Source organism: Commensalibacter sp. Nvir (genome assembly GCF_963921845.1).
Lineage (GTDB): Bacteria > Pseudomonadota > Alphaproteobacteria > Acetobacterales > Acetobacteraceae > Commensalibacter.
This window is the reverse complement of record NZ_CAWUGZ010000136.1, coordinates 1-19398: the sequence shown is the minus strand read 5'-3', so window position 1 is coordinate 19398 and position 19398 is coordinate 1. Positions and strand designations below refer to the sequence as shown.

Sequence of the window (19398 nt, the reverse complement as noted above, 5' to 3'; positions counted from 1 at the left end):
ATGTCGACCTATTTTCAAAACGCCCAAACGGGCGTAATGACGGCGGACACGTCGGACCTGTTAACGGAAGTGCAACAAGAGTTTATCAGTGCGTTGGGGGAGAATTTGTCTTTGGACGCTTCAACGCCACAAGGCACATTGATGCAAGCGGAGACGGTGGCACGCACCTCAGTGATGAAGTTTATAGCGCAGAGTGCCAACCTGCTTAACCCGGAGATAGCTTATGGGGTGTATTTGGACGCTATTTGTGCATTTTTGGGAATAGAGCGTGGGGTGGATGCTTATACGCAAATAGACGACGTTTTGTTTAACGGGCAGGCCAACACAATCCTTAACCCTGGGGTTAGGGTGCAATCCAGTAAAGGCGATTTGTTTGAAGTAATATCGCAAGTTACGTTGGGCAGCGATGGGCTGGCCAGAGGATCCCTTCGAGCCCTTAATCAAGGGGTGGTGGAGATTGCAATAACCGACAGCTTAAGCTTACTTGAAAATGTTGCGGGCCTAACAAATGTGACCATGGACAGCAGCACGACCATTATTTTAGGCGATACAATCAACACCGATCAACAATTAAGGACGAAACGCAAACTGAGTTTGTTCAGCCAAGCATTAAGTTGCATCGGCAAAATCATGAACAACGTGTTGGCGTTGCAGGGGGTGCGTTCGGTAAAGGTGGTGGAAAACGTCACGGGAGCGGCAGGCACCGTCGAAGGCATTGCCTTTACCGTGCCGTATGGGATATGGGTGTGTGTGGCGGGGACGTATAAGGACGATGAGGTGGCTCAGGCGTTGTTTGATGCTTATGCGTGTCGACCCTATGATGTGGGAACCAATAATGGCACCCCGTGCAAGGAGGGGGGCTATGCGGTGGAGGATTCGTATTCGGGGCAGTCGTATAACGTTCAATGGGTCAAACCTGTGGCGTATTACACCTATATTAAAATGACCCTTAAGCAAGGATCTGCCGTGTATTCCACCGAAGCGATTAAAGAAGCGATAGTCAAATGGGCACAGGGGAACGTGGCCAGCGATGAAGGTTTTACGTTGGGGCGGGCGGTCTCGGGCTTTGATATTGCCGGTGCTGTGGCTGCACAACTTTCGGGTTTGCAGATTCAAAATTGTGAAGTTTATTTAACCACCGATGCTGACGCTAAACAGACGGGGGATTACGTCACCCTATGGGCTTTAAAACCATGGGAAATTGCTACGACCGCTTATGGATTAATTGAGGTAACGCTCGAGGACAATACTTAATGCAACCCTATAACACGACCCTGAGCCAAGTGTTGAAATGGCAATACAACAACGCTCCTCATTTACAAGCCCTTCTCCAAGCAAAGCAAGCCTGGCTGGATAAAAACGTGTGGAACACGTGGGAGAAGTGGGAAAGCGATGTATTTGATTTACGCACCGCCTCGCGCTTTGGCTGCTTTATCTGGGTGTTAATCTTGGGTATTCCCAGCGATATTTTCTTTTTAGGGGATAGCTTAGACTATGCGTTTGCCTTTGGTCAAAAGCGGCAAAACTTTAAGTATATTGTGGTCGATAGTGCCGACGAGGATAGCACTAAGAACCTGATTGGAGGGAACTTTGAAGGAGGCGGCACGTTAGAGGTCATTCCTCTAACCGAAATCCGTAAGCTCCTGCGCACGCGCTACGTTGCCTTAACCTCAAATGGTAATGTTTCTTATATCAACCGCATGTTGCGCACCATTTGGAACGATAACCAACCCTGGAACGTCGAGCAAGAGAACTACTTTTACCTCACTACCTCGGAAACGCTCGCCACTCCTGCACCCGCCAATACCATGGCCTACGTCATGGGTGAGAATTTCGCCATTTCTGCCAACGGCTTTTCCCTGCTCGCCGATCGAACCCGTGGCTTTAATTAATTTCTTTGGGTAGAGATGGCTTTACACCACTTTACACCGAAGTAATGTATAACATGTTGATTTTATTTATTTTGTGGTGCCCAAGGGCGGAATCGAACCACCGACACAGCGATTTTCAGTCGCTTGCTCTACCGACTGAGCTACTTGGGCACTATAACAATTCACTGTTCGGTATCAGAGAATCTTTGCTTACAAAGCATTTACCTTACAAGTTACTTTTGATCAAGTGTTTCTTTAATAGAATTATGTAATTCGTTAATTTCTTCTTCATTTTTGGGTTCACTTGGTATCCGATAATTGCCACCCAACCAGTGGTTTAAATCGATATCCGCGCATTTTTGTGAACAAAAGGGGGAATAAAGTTTTTGCATTGGTTTTTTGCATAGTGGGCAATTTTCTTTTGTTTTAACCATGATGATAGCTCCATTGTTCCAAAGAAAAAGAGGGATCGGTAGATAGAGATAATTTTAAAGAATTTCTTTGTTCAAAATGCGTGATCGCCCATGTGTCTTTTATTAAAGCATTGTATAATTTTAAACTTAGACATAAAGTTCCTGGCGACCAGTGATATCTTGATGGATTGTCGTTAATTTTTTTTTCTAAAGCATTCAAAATTTTAATGGCTAGTCCATGAGGGCTGTGAGCAAGTTCATCTAAAGATGGACGTAATCTGGGACGGGTTATTTCTGCAAAGCCTAAATGGCTAAAACCAGCAAATTTAGGACGAAGAGGATCCAATTTTAAAAGCTCAATAAAATCATTTTGAAGTAATTTACGTTTTTTGGATGGAATTCCCGCCAAATCAATTAAAATTGCACCAGAAATATTTCTAAGAATTAACTGACGTAAGAGCACAGGCAAAATTGTACGATTATTACGCACTTGTGCTGTGGCTTTATTTTCTTTTTCTTTACTTTGATCTGCACTATCAATATCTATAGCAACTAATGCTGGGGTGTTTATAATACTTGCTTTCATGCCTAAAGGTAAATGTATAATATTGGATGAAAGCGTTTCGATTTGCTCTAATATAGGATCAATGGATGAAATGTTTTTTAAACATATCCTTGAATGAAGATAAGATGGAATGATTTTAAGTAAAGACAATTCTTTCAAGTAAATACTTGCGTGTGCGTAGCGATTGGCAATTTCTTCAAAAGGGGATATTCCTTTTTTTAACAAACATACGGTTTTTTGAGTTTCGTATTCATTGTAACCATCAACGTTTTGATGGATTAGTCGAACGCCTTTGCCTGCTTGGGCACTTCGGGTAACTTTTACGCGCGCATAATCGCCCTCTTGTAGTAATTTTCCACCAGCGTTGTCTGGTAGAAATCCTGCTAAATCATGGTGAATATCAATAAAAGATCCACCAATGGCCGTTAGTTTTTTTAGCACTCTACCGTTATAAAGATTACCTAATAAATCCGGTGATCCAGGATACCATTGTGTATAATCTATGAGGCAGGCTGTTTGAATGTCTATTACGGCAATTTGTGCGCAACCTGGAGAAGTAAAGACCCATATTTCAATCATTTCAAGGTAGTAAACCTTGTCCACGTAACAATTGAGCTGTTTCAAATAAAGGCAGTCCTACAATGTTGCTGTAACTTCCATTTATTTTTTTTACAAAACTAGAAGCTCTACCTTGAATAGCATAAGCACCTGCTGTACCTATCCACTCGTTGCTTTTCAAGTAAGTTTGTAATTGGGTTTCAGTGAATCTAGATAATTGGACAATGGTGGAAACAAGTTTTGAGGATACTCGTCCGGTTCTAACATTTGCTAAAATGACATAGGTATACACACGATGCCTTCGCCCAGACAAAAGACGTAGATGTGTTTCCGCTATAGAGCAATCGGATGTTTTGTTTAAAATTCTTCGTCCCGCGGCCACAATAGTATCTGCAGTTAAAATGAATCGAGTTTCGACGTTTTTTTGTCCTCTTTGCATTTTGTATTGGGCCATGCGTTTGACATAAGAACGAGGCAATTCATCTTTAAGAGGAATTTCATCAATTTCTGGTGCAATAATATGTTGTGGTTTGATGCCGATTTGTTCAAGAAGAATTACTCTTCTTGGTGACGCAGAGGCAAGCGTAAGGGGCAAAGTCGTAAGGGTAGGTAAACGAAACAAGTTATTTTACCTGTATGAGTTATTTGAATCGGAAAGTTATACGACCTTTAGTTAAATCATAAGGGGTCATTTCCACACTTACTCTATCCCCCGCTAAAACACGAATACGATTTTTTCGCATTTTACCACTGGTATGGGCAAGAATAACGTGCTCATTGTCTAACTTTACACGAAACATGGCGTTAGGTAATAATTCGGTAACCGTACCATTAAACTCGATCATATCTTCTTTAGACATTTGAGATAATTTGTCCTTGTGTTGATTAAAAAAATTGCTTCACCATACCGGGTATTTACACAAAAAGTCTAGTCTTTATTATTCAAACTTTCTAAACGCTGGGAAATACTTAAGGCATGCGCTGTTAATCCTTCGGTAAGTGCAATGGACACCGCAGCAGGACCAACTTCACGAATGCCTTTTTGGTCAGATTTCAAGTAAGTCGATCGTTTCATGAAATTAAATACGGATAATCCAGAAGAAAAGCGTGCGGTACCCCCGGTGGGTAAAACATGATTAGGCCCACCTATATAATCTCCTATAGCTTCGGGACACCACTTGCCTATAAAAATTGCACCAGCATGTCGAACTTTGTTAAAAATAGGTTCAGGATTATCAAGCATGAGTTCTAAATGCTCGGGGGCAATACGGTTGATAAGGTCAATTGCTTTGTCCCAAGAATGAACAATAATAATAGTACCATATTCCTTCCAACTGGCTTGCGCTATATTATGTCTGGTTAAGGTTTGTAACTGCCTTTGAATTGAATGGTCAACACGGTCTGCAAACTCTTGATCATCGGTCAAAAGAATAGATTGGGCCATTCTATCATGTTCCGCTTGTGCAAGCAAATCTAACGCAACGTGATCTGGGTTATTTTTATTATCTGTAACGATTACGATTTCGGAAGGACCGGCCACACTATCAATCCCGACCACCCCATAAACTTGTCGTTTAGCCTCAGCAACAAAAGCATTGCCAGGCCCAACAATATAATCTACAGCTTTTATTGTCTCGGTTCCAAAGGCGAGGGCAGCGATAGCTTGGGCGCCACCTACCCTATAAATCTCATTTATTCCTATTTTGTCAGCAGCAACAAGAACTAGAGGGTTTAGCGTTTTATCAGGTGAGGGTACACACATTGCTAAACGCTTAACCCCTGCCACTTTAGCAGGAATAGAATTCATTAGAACTGAAGAAGGGTAGGCTGCAGTACCGCCAGGAACATATAGACCCGCAGAGTCTATCGGCGTCCAACGATAACCAAGATGAAATCCGCTTTCATCTTGGTATGTTAAATCCGAAGGAAGCTGTTTCTGATGAAAGTTTTTGATACGTTCAATCGCTAAATCCAAAGCCGCAATAAGTTCGAGAGATGTGTCTTTATAGGCTTGCTCAATTTCATATTGGTTAATTCTGAGTTGTTTGGGTGTGAGTGATAGGCGATCAAATTGCTCTGTAAACTCACATAAAGCTTTATCTCCTTGGGTTTGAACCTTTTGTAATATATCGCTGACAGGTTTTTTTACGGAATGTGTATCAAGGGTTCTACTTTTTAGAAGCTTTTCAAAATCATCATTAAAATTGGGATATAAAGAATTTAAATAATGCATTGAACTAATCCCTAGCAGAAAAAGTGGATAAAAGATTAAGTTTCTTAAAGCGGTCAATGATGGTATTAATACGCGAGGATTGTGTTTTTAACGCCGTTCTATTGATAATCAATCGGCTCGATATATCAACAATAGTTTCAATTTCCTGCAAGCCATTAGCCCGCAACGTAGACCCTGTATCAACAAGATCAACAATAAGATTAGACAATTTCATCACTGGGGCTAACTCCATAGCGCCATGAAGGTGGACAATATCTGCTTGCACACCTTTTCGCGCAAAAAATTGTTTTGTAATATTGGGATACTTCGTAGCCACTCTTATTTGTGACCATCGAGAAGAATCTTCTGGTGCTTTATTATCATTTGCAAGGCTTGCTACGCAAAGACGGCATTTTCCTAGTTTTAAATCAAGGGGTGCGTAAATATCAGGATAGTCGAATTCCATCAATACATCCGAACCACATATTCCCATAGAAGCTGTGCCAAATGCCACAAACGTGGCAACATCAAACGAACGAACGCGTATGATGTCGAGTAAAGGGTCATTGGTTTTGAATCGAAGTAAACGCGTGCGCTTATCAAAGAAAGAAGGTTCAGGTACAATGTTTACTGCTTCTAATAAAGGTAGACATGCTTCGAGAATTCTTCCCTTTGGAAGAGCAAGGATTAAGGGGGGCTTCATATTAATTATAAATCACTATTAACGAAGTGAAGATTATTTTTATTTTAGTTAAACCATCATGTTTAACTATATGTTTATTATCTAACAACCTAAAGAAATTATATATTTTGGAATTTTTACGCATTAGAATTAACTTTTAATACGTTCAATTTGGGCTCCACAAGCAGTTAATTTTTTTTCTACGGCTTCGTAGCCTCGGTCAAGGTGATAAACCCTATTCAAACGTGTTTCCCCCGCAGCAGCTAGACCTGCTAAGATTAAAGAAAAGGAAGCTCGTAAATCGGTTGCCATGACAGGGGCACCTGATAAAGAGTGAACGCCTCTTATTATGGCGGAAGAACCATGGACGTTTATTCGCGCACCCATTCGGTTAAGTTCTGGGACATGCATAAAGCGGTTTTCAAAAATAGTTTCGCTTATCATGCTGGCGCCTTCTGAAACAGACAGCAAAGCCATAAATTGGGCTTGCATATCCGTAGGAAAGCCAGGATAGGGTTCGGTCATGATATCAATTCCTCGTAGGCTGCCCGTTCGTCTAACTCTCAATGCATTTTCTTCTTGAAACACTTCAACGCCACATTCTTCCAAAGCGTGAATGACCGCGCCCAAATATTGGGATTGTGCCCCAATAAGGCGTAATTCGCCGCCTGTAATGCCAGCAGCACACGCATAGGTTCCACATTCTATTCGATCAAACAAAATAGAATGTTCAGCACCATGCAACGCATCAACACCTTCTATAATTAAATCTCCCGTACCTTTACCCTGTATGTTTGCTCCCATTGAACGAAGACAATCAACAAGATCACAGATTTCAGGTTCTCGTGCCGCGTTTACTAATTCTGTTTTACCTTTGGCTAAGCAGGCGGCCATAATGGTGTTTTCTGTTGCACCGACTGAAACAAAGGGAAAAACAAACCGTGTGCCTACAAGTCCTTTGGGGGCTTTGGCATTGATATATCCTGAATCAATTTCAATTTCTGCTCCAAGTGCTGTTAAGGCTTCAAGGTGTAAATTAACAGGTCTTGTCCCGATAGCACATCCTCCCGGTAACGATACTCTTGCCTTGCCGCACCGAGCCAGTAAAGGTCCAAGCACCAAAATAGAAGCACGCATTTTAGAGACAATGTGATAAGGAGCTTCTGAATTGGTAATTTCGCCTTCGAATGTAAAATGGTGGGGATCATCTTTATCAATTGAAATTTGTAATCCATGTTGTTGAATTAAATCATGCATCGTATGGATATCAACGATCCTAGGTACATTTCTCAAAGAGAGGGTTTCGGAAGTAAGCAATGCACATGCCATTATAGGGAGAGCTGCATTTTTTGCCCCTCCAATAAGGATACCACCAGCGAGAGGTTTCCCCCCTCGAATAAAAAAACGGTCCATAATTTCTTTTCAGTTCATAAACGTGGCGCTGAAACACCCATTTGTTTCATATATTTACCTTGTTTATCGGCATAACTAATTTCGCACGGTTCATTTCCTTGAAAGAAGAGGAATTGGCAAATACCTTCGTTTGCATAAATTTTGGCAGGTAACGGCGTTGTGTTGCTGATTTCGATGGTAACTTGACCTTCCCATTCGGGCTCAAGAGGCGTAACATTAACAATAATTCCACATCTTGCATAGGTAGATTTTCCTAAGCACACCACCAAAATATCTCTAGGGATACGAAAATATTCAATAGTATGGGCAAGCGCAAAACTATTAGGCGGGATGATGCAAACATCTGTTTTACGCGAAACAAAGCTGTTAGAACTAAAATTCTTAGGATCGACAATTGCGTTGTCAATATCGGTAAAAATTTTAAATTCGTCTGCTATTCTTGCGTCGTAACCATAAGAGGATACTCCATAAGAAATAATGTTTTTTCGATGTTGCTTGTCGGCAAAAGGTTCAATCATCCTTTTTTCAATTGCCATGCGTTTTATCCAACGATCTGGCATGATTGACATATATAATTCCCTTTATGTTAGCATAGTGATCAAGTAATGAGGCGACTAAAAGAACTTTATTTTAAAAAATTAAAATCATGAATTAAGATTTTGATTTTTTTTGGCTCTTTGCTGCTTTTTGCGTTTTTTGAGATTTTCTCTAAGTGCTTCGGCCTCTTTTTGGTGACGTTTGCAGAGAGAGGAGTGAGTCGTATCAACTTTTTCTTTGTTCTGCATGAGCAATATATTGCAATTCAATAAATGGTAAAGGTTTAAAACTAAGAGGCATGTTTCACGGCATACGCTGCTGCGGAACCTAATAATCCAGGTTGAGGATAAGTTAATACTTCCACGGGTAAACTGGCTAACATTCTTTCAAAACGGCCTTTGTCTACGAAACGCTCTCCAAAACCCGATTGAGGAAGATAATCTGCAAGTAACAATCCGATACCACCACTAAGCACTACACGACTTGCAAGTTGAACCAGAGCAATATCAGCACAAAAGGTTCCAAGATTTAAACAAAATCTTTCTAAAGCTGCTGTTGCTAGATGATCCGTACCTTTAAGAGCAGATTCCCATAAATTACTGTCACTATTATGGCTAACAGATAAACCTGCGCTGGCTGCTAATGCGTCATAAATGTTGTTAAGTCCTGGCCCTGAAATAATACGTTCAGCAGATACCCGTCGGTAATGTTGTCTAAGATATCTTAAAATGCTGATGTCAATATGATCACAAGGGGCGTAAGTAATGTGTCCCCCCTCGCTAGCGATGACTTGGTAATTTGATTCGCCACTAAACATTAAAGAAGCAACTCCAAGACCTGTGCCAGGTCCTATAATAGAAGTAATACCGATAGGAGGTTCTTTGCGATTGGGTCCACAAATATGCTTTAGATGTTTATCGCCACAATGTGCAATGGCATGAGCGATAGCTTCAAAATCATTAATTAAAACTACTTTGTCGAGTTTTAGCTGTTCGGCCAAGATTGCTGGTCGTATGATCCAGGGGCTATTTGAAAATTTAAGGACGTCACCGCGAATTGGACAAGCAATTGCAATTGAAGCAGCTTTTGGCGCCGGGCGTCCTATTTTTTCTTCGAAAGCGTCCCAAGCTAGTTGCAAAGTTGCATATTCAGAAGTTTTTAAAATTGTTTCATTTTCAATAGATAATACTTTACCATTCGCCACTTTCGCAATAGCAAAACGTGCATTCGTCCCACCAATATCGGCTACAATGACTTCTTGAGCTGGAATTTGTTTGTCAGTTGTTTCTGGCGGATTGGAAGAGGTCATTTTTATATCCTTATAAGTTGAGTTATAAAATTTAGTTTAATATTAAACTAAGTTTAATTTCGATCATTGTTTAGGTTTAGGAAAAGTTAAGTTCAATTGTGGGTTGTTAACAATCATATACTGCATAGCTTGGTCAACGTGCTTAAGTGATAGAGATTGAGAATAAGACGAAGGGGTAATTAATCTTGCTTTATGAGAAGTGACTAAATTGTTAACAAAATTTTGTCTGTCATTGCCATAGATAACAGCCGTATAATAGCTATTTTGATTGTCTTTGTAGTCCAGAATTAAATTGATACCTAATTTTTCAGTTTTATCCTTAATATAAAAAAGGATGCCTGTATCTGGCCAAAGAGGGGAAATAGCGTTCAATATTATTTTTTGTGGATAAAACAAAATGTATAAAACAGGTACCATGGGCATCCGTTCGTTCCACCACATAAGAGTTGGAGTTTGTTGCTGCGCAAGATCTTTCCATTCGCCGAACTGTTTACTTTGCTTTAAAATTATAGGCGATAAACTATTGTTTTGTGCATAGATTTGTTTTAAAGGGGTAACCAGCAAAATAGACATAATCAAGGTAAGAACAAAATTAACTTGCGATGAAAAGTGGAGGCGATGTTTCATAATTTACCTTGTGATGAGCGTAATATATTATTTTAATAATGACGAAAAAAAGCCTCAAAATCAATTAGAAGATATTAAGTATCTGATACTAATTTGGCTTTATTAAAATCTTCAATTTTTTTATCATTCAATTTTTCGATACCCCCTTTAGGGGTAAAAATACACTTTTTCCAATTCTTGTCTTTATCGTGTTGATCGGAATCACCACTCCCCCAACACCACCCTTTGCTTTGCAATTGTTTAAGTAATACGTTTCTTTTTTCACAAATAGTATTGCGGAGATCTACTTGTAGTTTATTGTCCTGAATTTGGAGGCATTTATGCACATACAGGTCTGCTTCTGCATATAACGGAAAAATTTGTGGAGGCATTCCATCAAGAGGAAGAGTTTGATGGGGAACGGAGGCATTACTGGCAGTTGAAACAAATGTCTGCCACCGATCAAAAAACTGAGTGAAATCGGGGGATGAGTTAAATAATTCAGTTGCTTTTATGTTTATCGAGGTCAACGTTGAAAAAACCAGATGCATTGAGGCATTGTTCTTTAATTCATTAAGTAATTTTTCTTCGTTTTCAGAATGAATTAACGTTGAGTAGTGGACCCACTGGGAGTGAGATGCGTTTTTATTTAAAACAATTGAAAGTCCTTTTACATTTAGTCTTATAAAAGGTTGTTCATATTCTTTGTTAATATTTTTATTAACCTTAGCCTTAATTTCTACGGTCCCATCTTGGTTAGGGGTAAAAAAAAGATTTAAGTTATGTTCGAAGTCCGTCCATTTCAAACTGGAAGAAGAATTTTTAGTTACAATGGTCCAATTATAAAAATGTGATTCTTGTTGTGGTGTGTAAAAAGAAGATAAGTTCGAGCTTAGTGCGCTTGAAGGCAATTTAAGTTCGGATTTGGCCAAGGGAGGGAAGGAATAACTAGGTTTGATTATACAATTCAAAGTAATAATTGTTATTAAACCGCTTACCATTGGAAAGATACGCATTATATTCCATTGCCTTTTTAAAAAATTAAGCTTTATAAAATTTGCTTTTAATAAGTTATCTATAATTTTATTATGTTACTAGTTTTGTTTGGTGCTTTAACTGTTTCAGTATCTGATTTAGAATAAGTTGTTTAATAAAAAATTAAAATATAAAATTTTTTGTTTGCTAGTTAATAATGTTTAAAGGTTTTATTCTTAATTTTGTTTTTTATATGTTAATTATTGCTTCTCAAGCATGTTAAGTATTTTTTAAAAGTAGTCTCAAATTTTATTTAGGTTTTAAATGTCCAATAACAATAATTTAAAAACGTTAGTTGAAAAATGCCCGGTTTCTTTGGGACTTTTTAATCAACAGGGTTGTTATGACGTTATGACAGCTTTTAATATAGCAAACCATCTGCATATGCATGGTTTTTTTGTTGAAGCGGCTGTATTTTATCAAGAGGCTATTAATTATAGAAGATTGGATCCTGATGGACACCCTAGCGAAGCAATCTTATTACAAGTGAAACTTTTGTGCCTAATTAAAGCATCTCATAAAACCAGTCGTAAAGATTTTGCAAGATTATACGAGTTATCGGAAGAATTATTTAATTATATTTCAGCAGTGAAATTTTATTATGATAAGCGTTTGAATGCTGTTGATACGTTGGCGCAAATCAACTGTACTTATGAATTATTTCATACAGGGGAGGAAATCGACGCCATTTATTTGCGTTTAATTTATCAAGCAATGTTATCTGCTGACCTGCCCGAAAGACAAAGTCAAAGAACTATTCCTAAAAATATGTATTTTTATTGGGACAAAAATATTCCAAAAGATGTAGAGGAAAATATTCAATATCATAAACAATTTTCTAAATTTAACGTTGAATTTTTTGATAAAGAAAAAGCGGTTGAATGGTTGCATGATGTTTATGGACGAGAAGCTAAAACTTTGTTTCTTAAGGCAAGGCATCCTGCTGAGGAAGCAGATATTTTAAGAGTGCATGTAATAGATCTCTATGGGGGATTTTGGGTTGATGCAGATCTAAAAATTGTTTCGGAAGAGCTTTTTTATAAGACAATACCATGGCATTACGACCACGTTTTTATGATGACTGATGGATTTTTTGTACACAATGATTTTTTTGGTTCGGTTGCCAATAGTGCCATATTAAAGGACTGTTTATTATCACTTTACAGTAATTGCTATAAATATGAAGGGTTGTTTATATCCTATAAGACTGGACCCGGAGTATTTATGAGGGCTATAAATCGGTCCATTCATCGATATCTGCAAGGAAAACAAGGAGATTTTCCTTCCATGAAGCTTTTAGATCACGCTTTTTTTGAACGTGTCTCTGAACAATATCCGGTACAATATAAGCAAAATGGTTCATGGAGTATGGTCTAACTTTTTTAGATTTTAGTTGGTCAATTTATTTAAAATTATGAATAGTAAAGGTGCGAATATGGAAGAGCCCACACTTAATACGAAGTTAGATTTAAATTTTGTATTGGCTGTTTGCCCTCAAGCATTACAAATGTATGAGCAACGTGGTTTGGATGATGTGGTTGCTGCATACGACATTGGCAATGTATTGAGTACAAATCGATTTTATGCTGAAGCTGCGTATTTATATAAATTGGCTTTTGAGATGCATTCAAAAAGTCCCTCTGAATATCCTTTAGCTCATATTTTATGGATGATAAGAATAGTCGCTTTATTAAAAGGGGGGTTAGAAATTAAAGATGAAGAACTCGAACAACTCAAAAATTTGAGTGTACCTTTTTATAATTATATTACTGGATGGAAAGCGTATAAAGAAAATAAAGGTGTTAGAGCTGCGCTAAAAATTATGGAAAATTGTTATGAAGAATTTCCGACTGGTGAAGAAGCAGACAGAGTCTATTTATCGTTAATGGTTGAACTTCTTAATAATAAATTTGTTGGGGATGGTGAGTCTAGGAACAGTAATGTCAGTGGATTTAATGCTATACCTAATAATGTATTTATGTATTGGGATGAAAATCCCCCAGAAGAGATTCAAGCTAATTTTTCTTATCACCAATCTATGACCCATTTCAATTTGAAAATTTTTAACAAAAATGAAGCTGCAAATTGGTTATATCACTATTATGGTGTAGAAGCCCGTCAGCTGTTTTTAAATGTAAGGCATCCGGCAGAAGGAGCTGACTTTTTCAGGTTACACGTTATTAATCACTATGGGGGATGGTGGTTGGATGCAGATATAAAAATTCGATCTATAAAACGGTTTTTTGAAATAATACCTGTTGGATACGATCATGTTTTTTTCGTGACCGATGAATTCGTTGCTCATAATGATTTTTTTGGTTCCATAGCAAATAGTCCTATTTTAAATGAGGGATTACGTTCTTTGTACCACAATTCCTATGTGCATAAAGATATGTTTATTGCTTATAAAACAGGTCCTGGAATTTTAAATCGAGCATTGAATAGAAATTTTTATCGTTTTTATAAAGGTGAAGCCAAAGCTCAATCATGCATAATTTTAGATCATAATGATTTTTGGAAGGTTATAGAAGATTTTCCGACACCTTATAAAGAGATTTCACCCCATTGGATGGCTTCGTAGTAGATTATTTTTAAAGTTTAAAAGTTGACAACAACGGGCACATGATCGGAAGGTTGATTTTTCTCCCTTTCATTTTTATCTACAATTACGTCTTGTAAACGTTCAGCAAGCCGTGGGGAAATAAGGATATGGTCGATTCGTAATCCGGAATTTCGTGCCCAAGCATTGTGTTGATAATCCCAAAATGTATATATAGTTTGTGTTGGGTAAAACGTGCGTAAAGCGTCGGTAAGTCCTAACCATAGAAGTTTATAAAAATTGTCTCTAATTTCTGGGCGTACCAGAGCATCCGAAAGCGATAATGCGTTTGTTGCGTAGTCCATCGTGTTAGGGCAAATATTGAAATCTCCAGCAAAGATGCAATTTTGTTTTTCATTGAGAAGATCTTTAGCCCTATTGTATAAGGCTTGGCAAAATTTAACTTTTTTTAGCAAGCCTGCTTCTCCCCCAGAGTTCCCATTCGGTAAATATAAATTGCATAAAGTTAAGTTTTTGCTTTCGATTTCTAGGTATCGGGCTTCTTCTGCTTCTTCTGTTAAGGTAGGTAGCTTTGTAGAATTAAGTGCGTAGGCATGTTTACTTAAAATGGCAACGCCATTGTAAGCTTTCTGTCCATGAACAATGCAGTGGTACCCTAGAGATTCGAAAGATTCTTTAGGAAATTGTTCATTTTGACATTTGATTTCTTGTAAAAAAAGCCAATCGGGTTTTTCTTTTTCAATCCACTTAACTACAAGAGGATATCTTTTTCGTATAGAATTAATATTCCAGCTAGCCAGTTTCATGATTTGGTATCAATTTCATTTTTTAAGTTTATGTTTTACTGTAATTTACATTAATTGCTAATAACTAAGCAATGTATTTGAAACCATCGCTCTTGAAAATGAATCAGCAAAGAAAATCAATCATCAGATGCTCATTCGCCTCGTTTAAATGTTTCGCTAAATATAGGTAAAATATGAAATAAAACACATTAGGAAAAGATAATGAAATTAGCAGAATATGCTGTTTGTGAGGAAACCTCACGTGGGCGTTTGTATAAAGAATCTGATGGCATAGGGAGAACCCCTTGGCAACGTGATAGAGATAGAGTCATACATTCTACAGCCTTTCGAAAGTTGCAATATAAAACACAGGTATTTGTTAATCATGAAGGTGATTTTTTTCGTACGCGATTGACACATTCTCTTGAAGTAGCACAAATAGCACGTTCGCTTGCGCGTTCACTCCATTTAAACGAAGATTTGGCGGAATGTTTGGCATTGGCTCATGATCTGGGGCATCCACCTTTTGGCCACGCTGGAGAAGACGCTTTGCAAGAGGCTATGAGCAATTTTAATGGGTTTAGTCATAATGATCAATCCTTGCGTCAAGTAACAAAGTTAGAACAGAAATACGTTAATTTTGACGGTTTGAATTTAACTTGGGAAAGTTTGGAAGGGTTAGCCAAACATAATGGACCTATTCTCCATCCCGAACCTTATATTAAAGCTTACGATCAAATTTACCCTTTAGAGCTTAACAGTTATGCATCCGCTGAAGCACAAATTGCTTCTATATCGGATGATATTGCTTATCACAGTCATGATTTGGATGATGGATTGAGGGCAGAGTTGATTTGTTTTCAAGATTTGCAACATCTCCCTCTTGTTCAAACAGCGTTAGAAGAAGCAACAAGTGTTGTTAACCAGGCAAATAAGGATGATTTTAAAAATAAACGCTTGCGTCATGAGATGATTCGAAGGGTAATAGATCGTCTTGTTCGAGATTTGAAACAGCAAACGGCTGAAAATATTGGGCAACTAAACCCTAAGACAGTTGATGATATTCGCTATGCTAATAGAGCTGTCGTCAGCTTTAGTTCTCAAGTGGAAGAAGCAAATCAGCAAATCAAACAATTTTTACATAAAAATTTGTACCATCATTGGCAAGTAAATCGAATGAGCCGTAAAGCAAAATTATTAGTTGCAGAATTGTTTGCAATTCTTTCAAATGATGTAGGTTTGCTTCCAAAAGAATGGCATCAGCGCGTAACTCAGGCAGAAATTATTAAAGGTCATCCTGGCGTTTTACGTGTTGTTTCCGATTATATTGCAGGAATGACCGATCGTTTTGCTATTGAAGAATATCAAAAGCTAACAAACATGACTGTATTAAATTGAACTGGAAATTTGGTGAATAGATGATAGTTTTTTTTGTTAGCTTCGTTTAATAAGAAAACAATCTGTTTGCTTTTTGTGAGATAGTTTTTATGACCCCCCATAATTTATATGAAATTTTTCGTCTTTATGTTTTGCAGGCTTTGCACGAGGTCATACCCGACCTGCCTAAGGAAATTGCCGAGCGCGTTGAATTGTTTCCAACTAAAGAGGTAGCGCATGGGGATATGGCAACAAATGCAGCACTAATTGTAGCAAAAATACTTAAACGTTCCCCGCAAGCGTTGGCTCAAGAATTATCGCAGCGCCTTAATCACATTAAGCTTATAGAAAAAGCTGAAGCAGCAGGCCCAGGATTTGTTAATTTAACGTTATCCCCTTTGGTATTTCAGCAGTTGATTTCTATCATTTTAGAGTCAAAAGAAAACTATGGAGACAGTTTAATAGGAAAGAATAAACCTGTTAACGTTGAGTACGTTTCAGCTAATCCGACAGGACCAATGCATGTGGGTCATTGTCGAGGTGCTGTTGTAGGAGATGTTTTGGCCAATCTAATGGAAAAAGCAGGGTATCAGGTTACCAAAGAATATTATATCAACGATGCTGGAGCACAAGTAGTCTCCCTAACGTGGGCATCCTATTGGCGGTATCTAAATGCATTGGGTCAAAAATGTTCTGCTGAAGAATTTAATAAAAGATTCATAGAATTTATTCCTTCTGGTCTGCAATATCAGGGAGATTATTTGATTCCCGTGGGGGAAGCGTTGGTCAAAAAATATGACGATCAGTTGCTGGAGCCAAACAATTTTAAACCCAAGTTAGCCTGGTTTGATAAAGTCAAAGCGTTAGTATTAAGCTATATGATTGAATTGATTAAAAGCGATCTAGATGCTTTAGGAGTACATCACGATCATTTTGTCTCTGAACAAAGTATAGTCGATTCAGGGGTTGCCGAAGAGGCACTCAAAATATTAGACGAGAACGGCTTAGTATACACCGGTGTATTACAACCTCCCAAAGGTAAAATTGTTGAGGATTGGGAAGAAAGGCCTCAGACACTTTTTAAGTCAACGGATTTTGGTGATGACGTTGATAGACCATTACGTAAATCCGATGGAAATGCAACGTATTTTGCCAATGATTTAGGGTATCATTACGATAAAATGAGGCGAGGAGCAAAAGTCCTTATTGATATCTGGGGTGCCGATCATGGTGGTTACATCCCAAGAATGAAAGCGGCGATTGCTGCACTGGATCACGATCATTGTACAACGTTTGAAGTTATTCTTTGTCAAATTGTAAGGGTAGTACGACAAGGAAAAGTGGTCAAAATGTCTAAACGTGCAGGTAATTTTGTTACCCTTAGGGATCTTATTGATGAGGTGGGTAAAGATGCCGTTCGTTTTACGATGTTAACACGTAAAGCAGATGCTCAAATGAATTTTGATTTAGAACAAGTGGTGGCCCAAACGAGAGATAACCATATTTTTTATGTGCAATATGCTCATGCGCGGTGTCGTTCTGTCTTACGAGCCGCTGTGGAACAATTTGGTGAAAAATTATTATCTCAAACACAATTGATTCATGCTAATTTATCCTGCTTGACCAGTGACGAGGAACTTGCCCTCTTACGTCGTTTAGCGCAATGGCCTCGTACGGTTGAAAGTGCAGCATTAGCAAGAGAGCCTCATCGTATTGCGTATTATCTCATTGAGCTTGCTTCGGATTTTCATACGTTGTGGAATGCGGGTCGCGATAATATGACCTTAAGGTTTATTCAAGAAGATGATAAAGTTAGTACGTTAGCCAGACTTGCTTTGGTAGAAGTAACATCTATTATCATTCGTTCAGCAATGAAAATATTAGGTATAAAAGCGGTAGAGGAAATGAGATAAATGGTTGATCCACATTCGCCTGAACCTCCAAAAAGAAAATCTTTTTTCGAAGACGATTTTTCTCAAAAACAGGACGAACCCCCGCAACCTAATTATCATCAGCCTATTTACCCTGAGAGAGAACGTATGGCGTCTCGTTATGATGGTGAAGACGATGAAGAATATAGATATGAAGATGAGATAAAAAGATCTTCTTTTCCACGTTGTTTTGATGTTTTCGGTGATGGCGGTTGGAATACTCGTCACTTAATTTATGCAGCAAGCGGCATAGGGGGATTACTGGTTCTTTTTATAGGAAGTTGGCTGATGTATAATTCAACTGAAAAAGGTATTCCTGTTTTTTCACCTCCCTCAAAAGCAGCAAAAGAAAAACCAATAAATACCAATAATACTGAAACTATTGGTATAGGTATAGGAGAAACAGTTAGCTCTGATCCTAATTCGAGTTTAACAACTCTAGCTCCAGGGCCAGAACAAGCCAATCCTTTGGGATTGGCTGAACAATATGGATCAAAACCTCAACCGGCAGGTAAATCGGATAATAAGGCTTCTCAAATTATCTCATCTCAAAATACCGATAATACAACCTTATCCAGTGAAAATTCCGAGCCGTTATCTTCTTCTAAAACAACTCATCAAACTCTTGCGCCTCAAAAATCATTGATTTCGTCAGATACACAGACAGATAAAGTAAATTCTAAGCTTATAAAATCAGAAAAATTTAAAACCAGCGTTTTTAAATCGCCAAAAATGAACGAAAAAGGAACGTTTCCCTCAGGTTCTTTTAAAGTGCAATTATCCGCTCTAGCTTCAGAAGAGGGAGCACGTAAACAGTGGAAAATGTATTTAAAAAAAGCTCCTGATATTCTCAATCAACATAATCTTGAAATACAACGTGCGGATGTTGGTGGGAAAATAGTCTATCGTTTAAGGATAAAAGGATTTTCTAGTAAAAACCAAGCAAATGAATTTTGTAGCAAGTTGAAGGCTAGATCCATATCGTGTACATTTGCTAATTTTTAAAAGTCCGATAAAAATAAACGGTTCTTTGCATAGTAACGAATAATTTTATTGTTCCTTAAACTATTTAATACCCGTTTAAAAAACTTAGAAATTATTAAGTTAATTGTTAAAATTCAATTCTTATTTAAGCGATATTTTTCTATAGTTCTGTTCAAGATTGGCTATAAATCAAGTTAAGTAACGTTAATCGGAAATTTTTTAAATTAAACAATATGGTTTTTCTTTTTAATCTTAAGGTGAATTATAAAATTTTGTTGGAATAGTAATTTATTATGTAATTTTTTCTTAATTACTAAGCAATCCTATATCCCGTAAGCAGATTGTTAAATTTTATTACTATAAAAAGATCGTTTAACATTATTTATTATAAATTAGTTTCAAATTGTTCAAAATTAAAAGATATGCAGCAAAATTGTTTTTTTAAAGTGCACTAATTTATTGCTAACGTAGTATGTGTCATTAACATATAAAACTATAAAAAAATTACTTTAGCAGAGATATTAAAAAAATATTTAAATTTATAGATAAATGTATATTTC

At 37.7% G+C, this 19398-nt stretch carries 20 protein-coding genes and 1 tRNA gene; 7 read left to right on the top strand and 14 right to left on the bottom strand.

What is annotated here, in order from left to right; translation table 11 throughout:
- Both AABE15_RS08665 and AABE15_RS08660 read left to right on the top strand, forming a co-directional pair.
- On the top strand, positions 1–1254 hold a 1254-nt coding region (locus AABE15_RS08665; protein ID WP_338330898.1), incomplete at its 5' end, for a baseplate J/gp47 family protein.
- Positions 1254–1892, top strand: coding sequence for a DUF2612 domain-containing protein (locus tag AABE15_RS08660; protein WP_338330897.1), 639 nt, complete (start codon positions 1254–1256; stop codon positions 1890–1892). The genes AABE15_RS08665 and AABE15_RS08660, both read left to right, overlap by 1 nt.
- A 74-nt stretch (positions 1893–1966) precedes the next feature.
- Here the strand turns inward: AABE15_RS08660 and AABE15_RS08655 are convergent.
- The 13 genes from AABE15_RS08655 to AABE15_RS08595 all read right to left on the bottom strand — a co-directional run bounded on the left by AABE15_RS08655 (position 1967) and on the right by AABE15_RS08595 (position 11182).
- A tRNA-Phe gene (locus AABE15_RS08655) sits at positions 1967–2042 on the bottom strand.
- 62 nt (positions 2043–2104) lie between these two features.
- The gene (locus tag AABE15_RS08650; protein WP_338330896.1) at positions 2105–2305 is read right to left on the bottom strand and encodes a DNA gyrase inhibitor YacG; all 201 of its coding nucleotides are present in this window, start codon (positions 2303–2305) and stop codon (positions 2105–2107) included.
- Positions 2298–3428: a ribonuclease E/G gene (locus AABE15_RS08645; RefSeq protein WP_338330895.1), complete on the bottom strand. Its 1131-nt coding sequence runs from the start codon at positions 3426–3428 to the stop codon at positions 2298–2300. The genes AABE15_RS08650 and AABE15_RS08645 overlap by 8 nt, the downstream gene beginning before the upstream one ends.
- A gap of 1 nt (position 3429) precedes the next feature.
- Entirely contained in the window at positions 3430–4029 is a 600-nt protein-coding gene (locus AABE15_RS08640) for a Maf family nucleotide pyrophosphatase (protein WP_338330894.1), read from the bottom strand.
- A 19-nt stretch (positions 4030–4048) separates the two neighbouring features.
- Positions 4049–4267: a translation initiation factor IF-1 gene (gene infA, locus AABE15_RS08635; protein WP_110439346.1), complete on the bottom strand. Its 219-nt coding sequence runs from the start codon at positions 4265–4267 to the stop codon at positions 4049–4051.
- 68 nt (positions 4268–4335) lie between these two features.
- On the bottom strand, positions 4336–5640 hold the full coding sequence (gene hisD, locus AABE15_RS08630) for a histidinol dehydrogenase (protein WP_338330893.1): 1305 nt from the start codon (positions 5638–5640) through the stop codon (positions 4336–4338).
- Positions 5641–5644: 4 nt separating this feature from the next.
- Positions 5645–6322, bottom strand: coding sequence for an ATP phosphoribosyltransferase (hisG, locus tag AABE15_RS08625; protein ID WP_338330892.1), 678 nt, complete (start codon positions 6320–6322; stop codon positions 5645–5647).
- 129 nt (positions 6323–6451) lie between these two features.
- Positions 6452–7714: a UDP-N-acetylglucosamine 1-carboxyvinyltransferase gene (gene murA / locus AABE15_RS08620; RefSeq protein ID WP_338330891.1), complete on the bottom strand. Its 1263-nt coding sequence runs from the start codon at positions 7712–7714 to the stop codon at positions 6452–6454.
- A gap of 14 nt (positions 7715–7728) precedes the next feature.
- Positions 7729–8283 carry a dCTP deaminase gene (dcd, locus tag AABE15_RS08615; RefSeq protein WP_338330890.1) on the bottom strand — a complete coding sequence of 185 codons (555 nt, stop codon included), beginning with the start codon at positions 8281–8283 and terminating at the stop codon, positions 7729–7731.
- A 75-nt stretch (positions 8284–8358) separates the two neighbouring features.
- Positions 8359–8499 carry a hypothetical protein gene (locus AABE15_RS08610; protein ID WP_338330889.1) on the bottom strand — a complete coding sequence of 47 codons (141 nt, stop codon included), beginning with the start codon at positions 8497–8499 and terminating at the stop codon, positions 8359–8361.
- 41 nt (positions 8500–8540) lie between these two features.
- Positions 8541–9560, bottom strand: coding sequence for a glucokinase (gene glk / locus AABE15_RS08605; protein ID WP_338330888.1), 1020 nt, complete (start codon positions 9558–9560; stop codon positions 8541–8543).
- 63 nt (positions 9561–9623) lie between these two features.
- Positions 9624–10187 (bottom strand): hypothetical protein, encoded by a 564-nt coding sequence (locus tag AABE15_RS08600; protein WP_338330887.1) that lies wholly within the window; start codon positions 10185–10187, stop codon positions 9624–9626.
- 74 nt (positions 10188–10261) lie between these two features.
- Positions 10262–11182: a hypothetical protein gene (locus AABE15_RS08595; protein ID WP_338330886.1), complete on the bottom strand. Its 921-nt coding sequence runs from the start codon at positions 11180–11182 to the stop codon at positions 10262–10264.
- Positions 11183–11465: 283 nt separating this feature from the next.
- Here AABE15_RS08595 and AABE15_RS08590 point away from each other — a divergent pair, with 283 nt between their 5' ends.
- Positions 11466–12578 carry a capsular polysaccharide synthesis protein gene (locus AABE15_RS08590; RefSeq protein WP_338330885.1) on the top strand — a complete coding sequence of 371 codons (1113 nt, stop codon included), beginning with the start codon at positions 11466–11468 and terminating at the stop codon, positions 12576–12578.
- Between the two features lie 58 nt (positions 12579–12636).
- Positions 12637–13782, top strand: a complete 1146-nt coding sequence (locus tag AABE15_RS08585; protein WP_338330884.1) for a hypothetical protein — start codon at positions 12637–12639, stop codon at positions 13780–13782.
- Between the two features lie 17 nt (positions 13783–13799).
- Here AABE15_RS08585 and xth read toward each other — a convergent pair whose 3' ends face one another.
- Complete coding sequence (xth, locus tag AABE15_RS08580; RefSeq protein WP_338330883.1) at positions 13800–14567, bottom strand: exodeoxyribonuclease III; 768 nt, start codon at positions 14565–14567, stop codon at positions 13800–13802.
- Positions 14568–14768: 201 nt separating this feature from the next.
- On the opposite strand from xth, the gene AABE15_RS08575 reads away from it, so the two are divergent.
- The 3 genes from AABE15_RS08575 (at position 14769) to AABE15_RS08565 (ending at position 18859) form a co-directional block, all read left to right on the top strand.
- Complete coding sequence (locus AABE15_RS08575; protein ID WP_338330882.1) at positions 14769–15944, top strand: deoxyguanosinetriphosphate triphosphohydrolase; 1176 nt, start codon at positions 14769–14771, stop codon at positions 15942–15944.
- An 89-nt stretch (positions 15945–16033) separates the two neighbouring features.
- Positions 16034–17836 (top strand): arginine--tRNA ligase, encoded by a 1803-nt coding sequence (gene argS / locus AABE15_RS08570; RefSeq protein WP_338330881.1) that lies wholly within the window; start codon positions 16034–16036, stop codon positions 17834–17836.
- Positions 17837–18859, top strand: coding sequence for an SPOR domain-containing protein (locus AABE15_RS08565; RefSeq protein WP_338330880.1), 1023 nt, complete (start codon positions 17837–17839; stop codon positions 18857–18859). It begins immediately after the preceding gene.
- Positions 18860–19398 lie beyond the last annotated feature (539 nt).

Bases quoted from the DNA above. Each gene is read 5' to 3' on its own strand.
- AABE15_RS08660 (WP_338330897.1), top strand. From the start codon at position 1,254: ATGCAACCCTATAACACGACCCTGAGCCAAGTGTTGAAATGGCAATAC.
- AABE15_RS08650 (WP_338330896.1), bottom strand. From the start codon at position 2,305: ATGGTTAAAACAAAAGAAAATTGCCCACTATGCAAAAAACCAATGCAA.
- AABE15_RS08645 (WP_338330895.1), bottom strand. From the start codon at position 3,428: ATGATTGAAATATGGGTCTTTACTTCTCCAGGTTGCGCACAAATTGCC.
- infA (WP_110439346.1), bottom strand. From the start codon at position 4,267: ATGTCTAAAGAAGATATGATCGAGTTTAATGGTACGGTTACCGAATTA.
- hisD (WP_338330893.1), bottom strand. From the start codon at position 5,640: ATGCATTATTTAAATTCTTTATATCCCAATTTTAATGATGATTTTGAA.
- hisG (WP_338330892.1), bottom strand. From the start codon at position 6,322: ATGAAGCCCCCCTTAATCCTTGCTCTTCCAAAGGGAAGAATTCTCGAA.
- murA (WP_338330891.1), bottom strand. From the start codon at position 7,714: ATGGACCGTTTTTTTATTCGAGGGGGGAAACCTCTCGCTGGTGGTATC.
- dcd (WP_338330890.1), bottom strand. From the start codon at position 8,283: ATGTCAATCATGCCAGATCGTTGGATAAAACGCATGGCAATTGAAAAA.
- AABE15_RS08610 (WP_338330889.1), bottom strand. From the start codon at position 8,499: ATGCAGAACAAAGAAAAAGTTGATACGACTCACTCCTCTCTCTGCAAA.
- glk (WP_338330888.1), bottom strand. From the start codon at position 9,560: ATGACCTCTTCCAATCCGCCAGAAACAACTGACAAACAAATTCCAGCT.
- AABE15_RS08600 (WP_338330887.1), bottom strand. From the start codon at position 10,187: ATGAAACATCGCCTCCACTTTTCATCGCAAGTTAATTTTGTTCTTACC.
- AABE15_RS08595 (WP_338330886.1), bottom strand. From the start codon at position 11,182: ATGCGTATCTTTCCAATGGTAAGCGGTTTAATAACAATTATTACTTTG.
- AABE15_RS08590 (WP_338330885.1), top strand. From the start codon at position 11,466: ATGTCCAATAACAATAATTTAAAAACGTTAGTTGAAAAATGCCCGGTT.
- AABE15_RS08585 (WP_338330884.1), top strand. From the start codon at position 12,637: ATGGAAGAGCCCACACTTAATACGAAGTTAGATTTAAATTTTGTATTG.
- xth (WP_338330883.1), bottom strand. From the start codon at position 14,567: ATGAAACTGGCTAGCTGGAATATTAATTCTATACGAAAAAGATATCCT.
- AABE15_RS08575 (WP_338330882.1), top strand. From the start codon at position 14,769: ATGAAATTAGCAGAATATGCTGTTTGTGAGGAAACCTCACGTGGGCGT.
- argS (WP_338330881.1), top strand. From the start codon at position 16,034: ATGACCCCCCATAATTTATATGAAATTTTTCGTCTTTATGTTTTGCAG.
- AABE15_RS08565 (WP_338330880.1), top strand. From the start codon at position 17,837: ATGGTTGATCCACATTCGCCTGAACCTCCAAAAAGAAAATCTTTTTTC.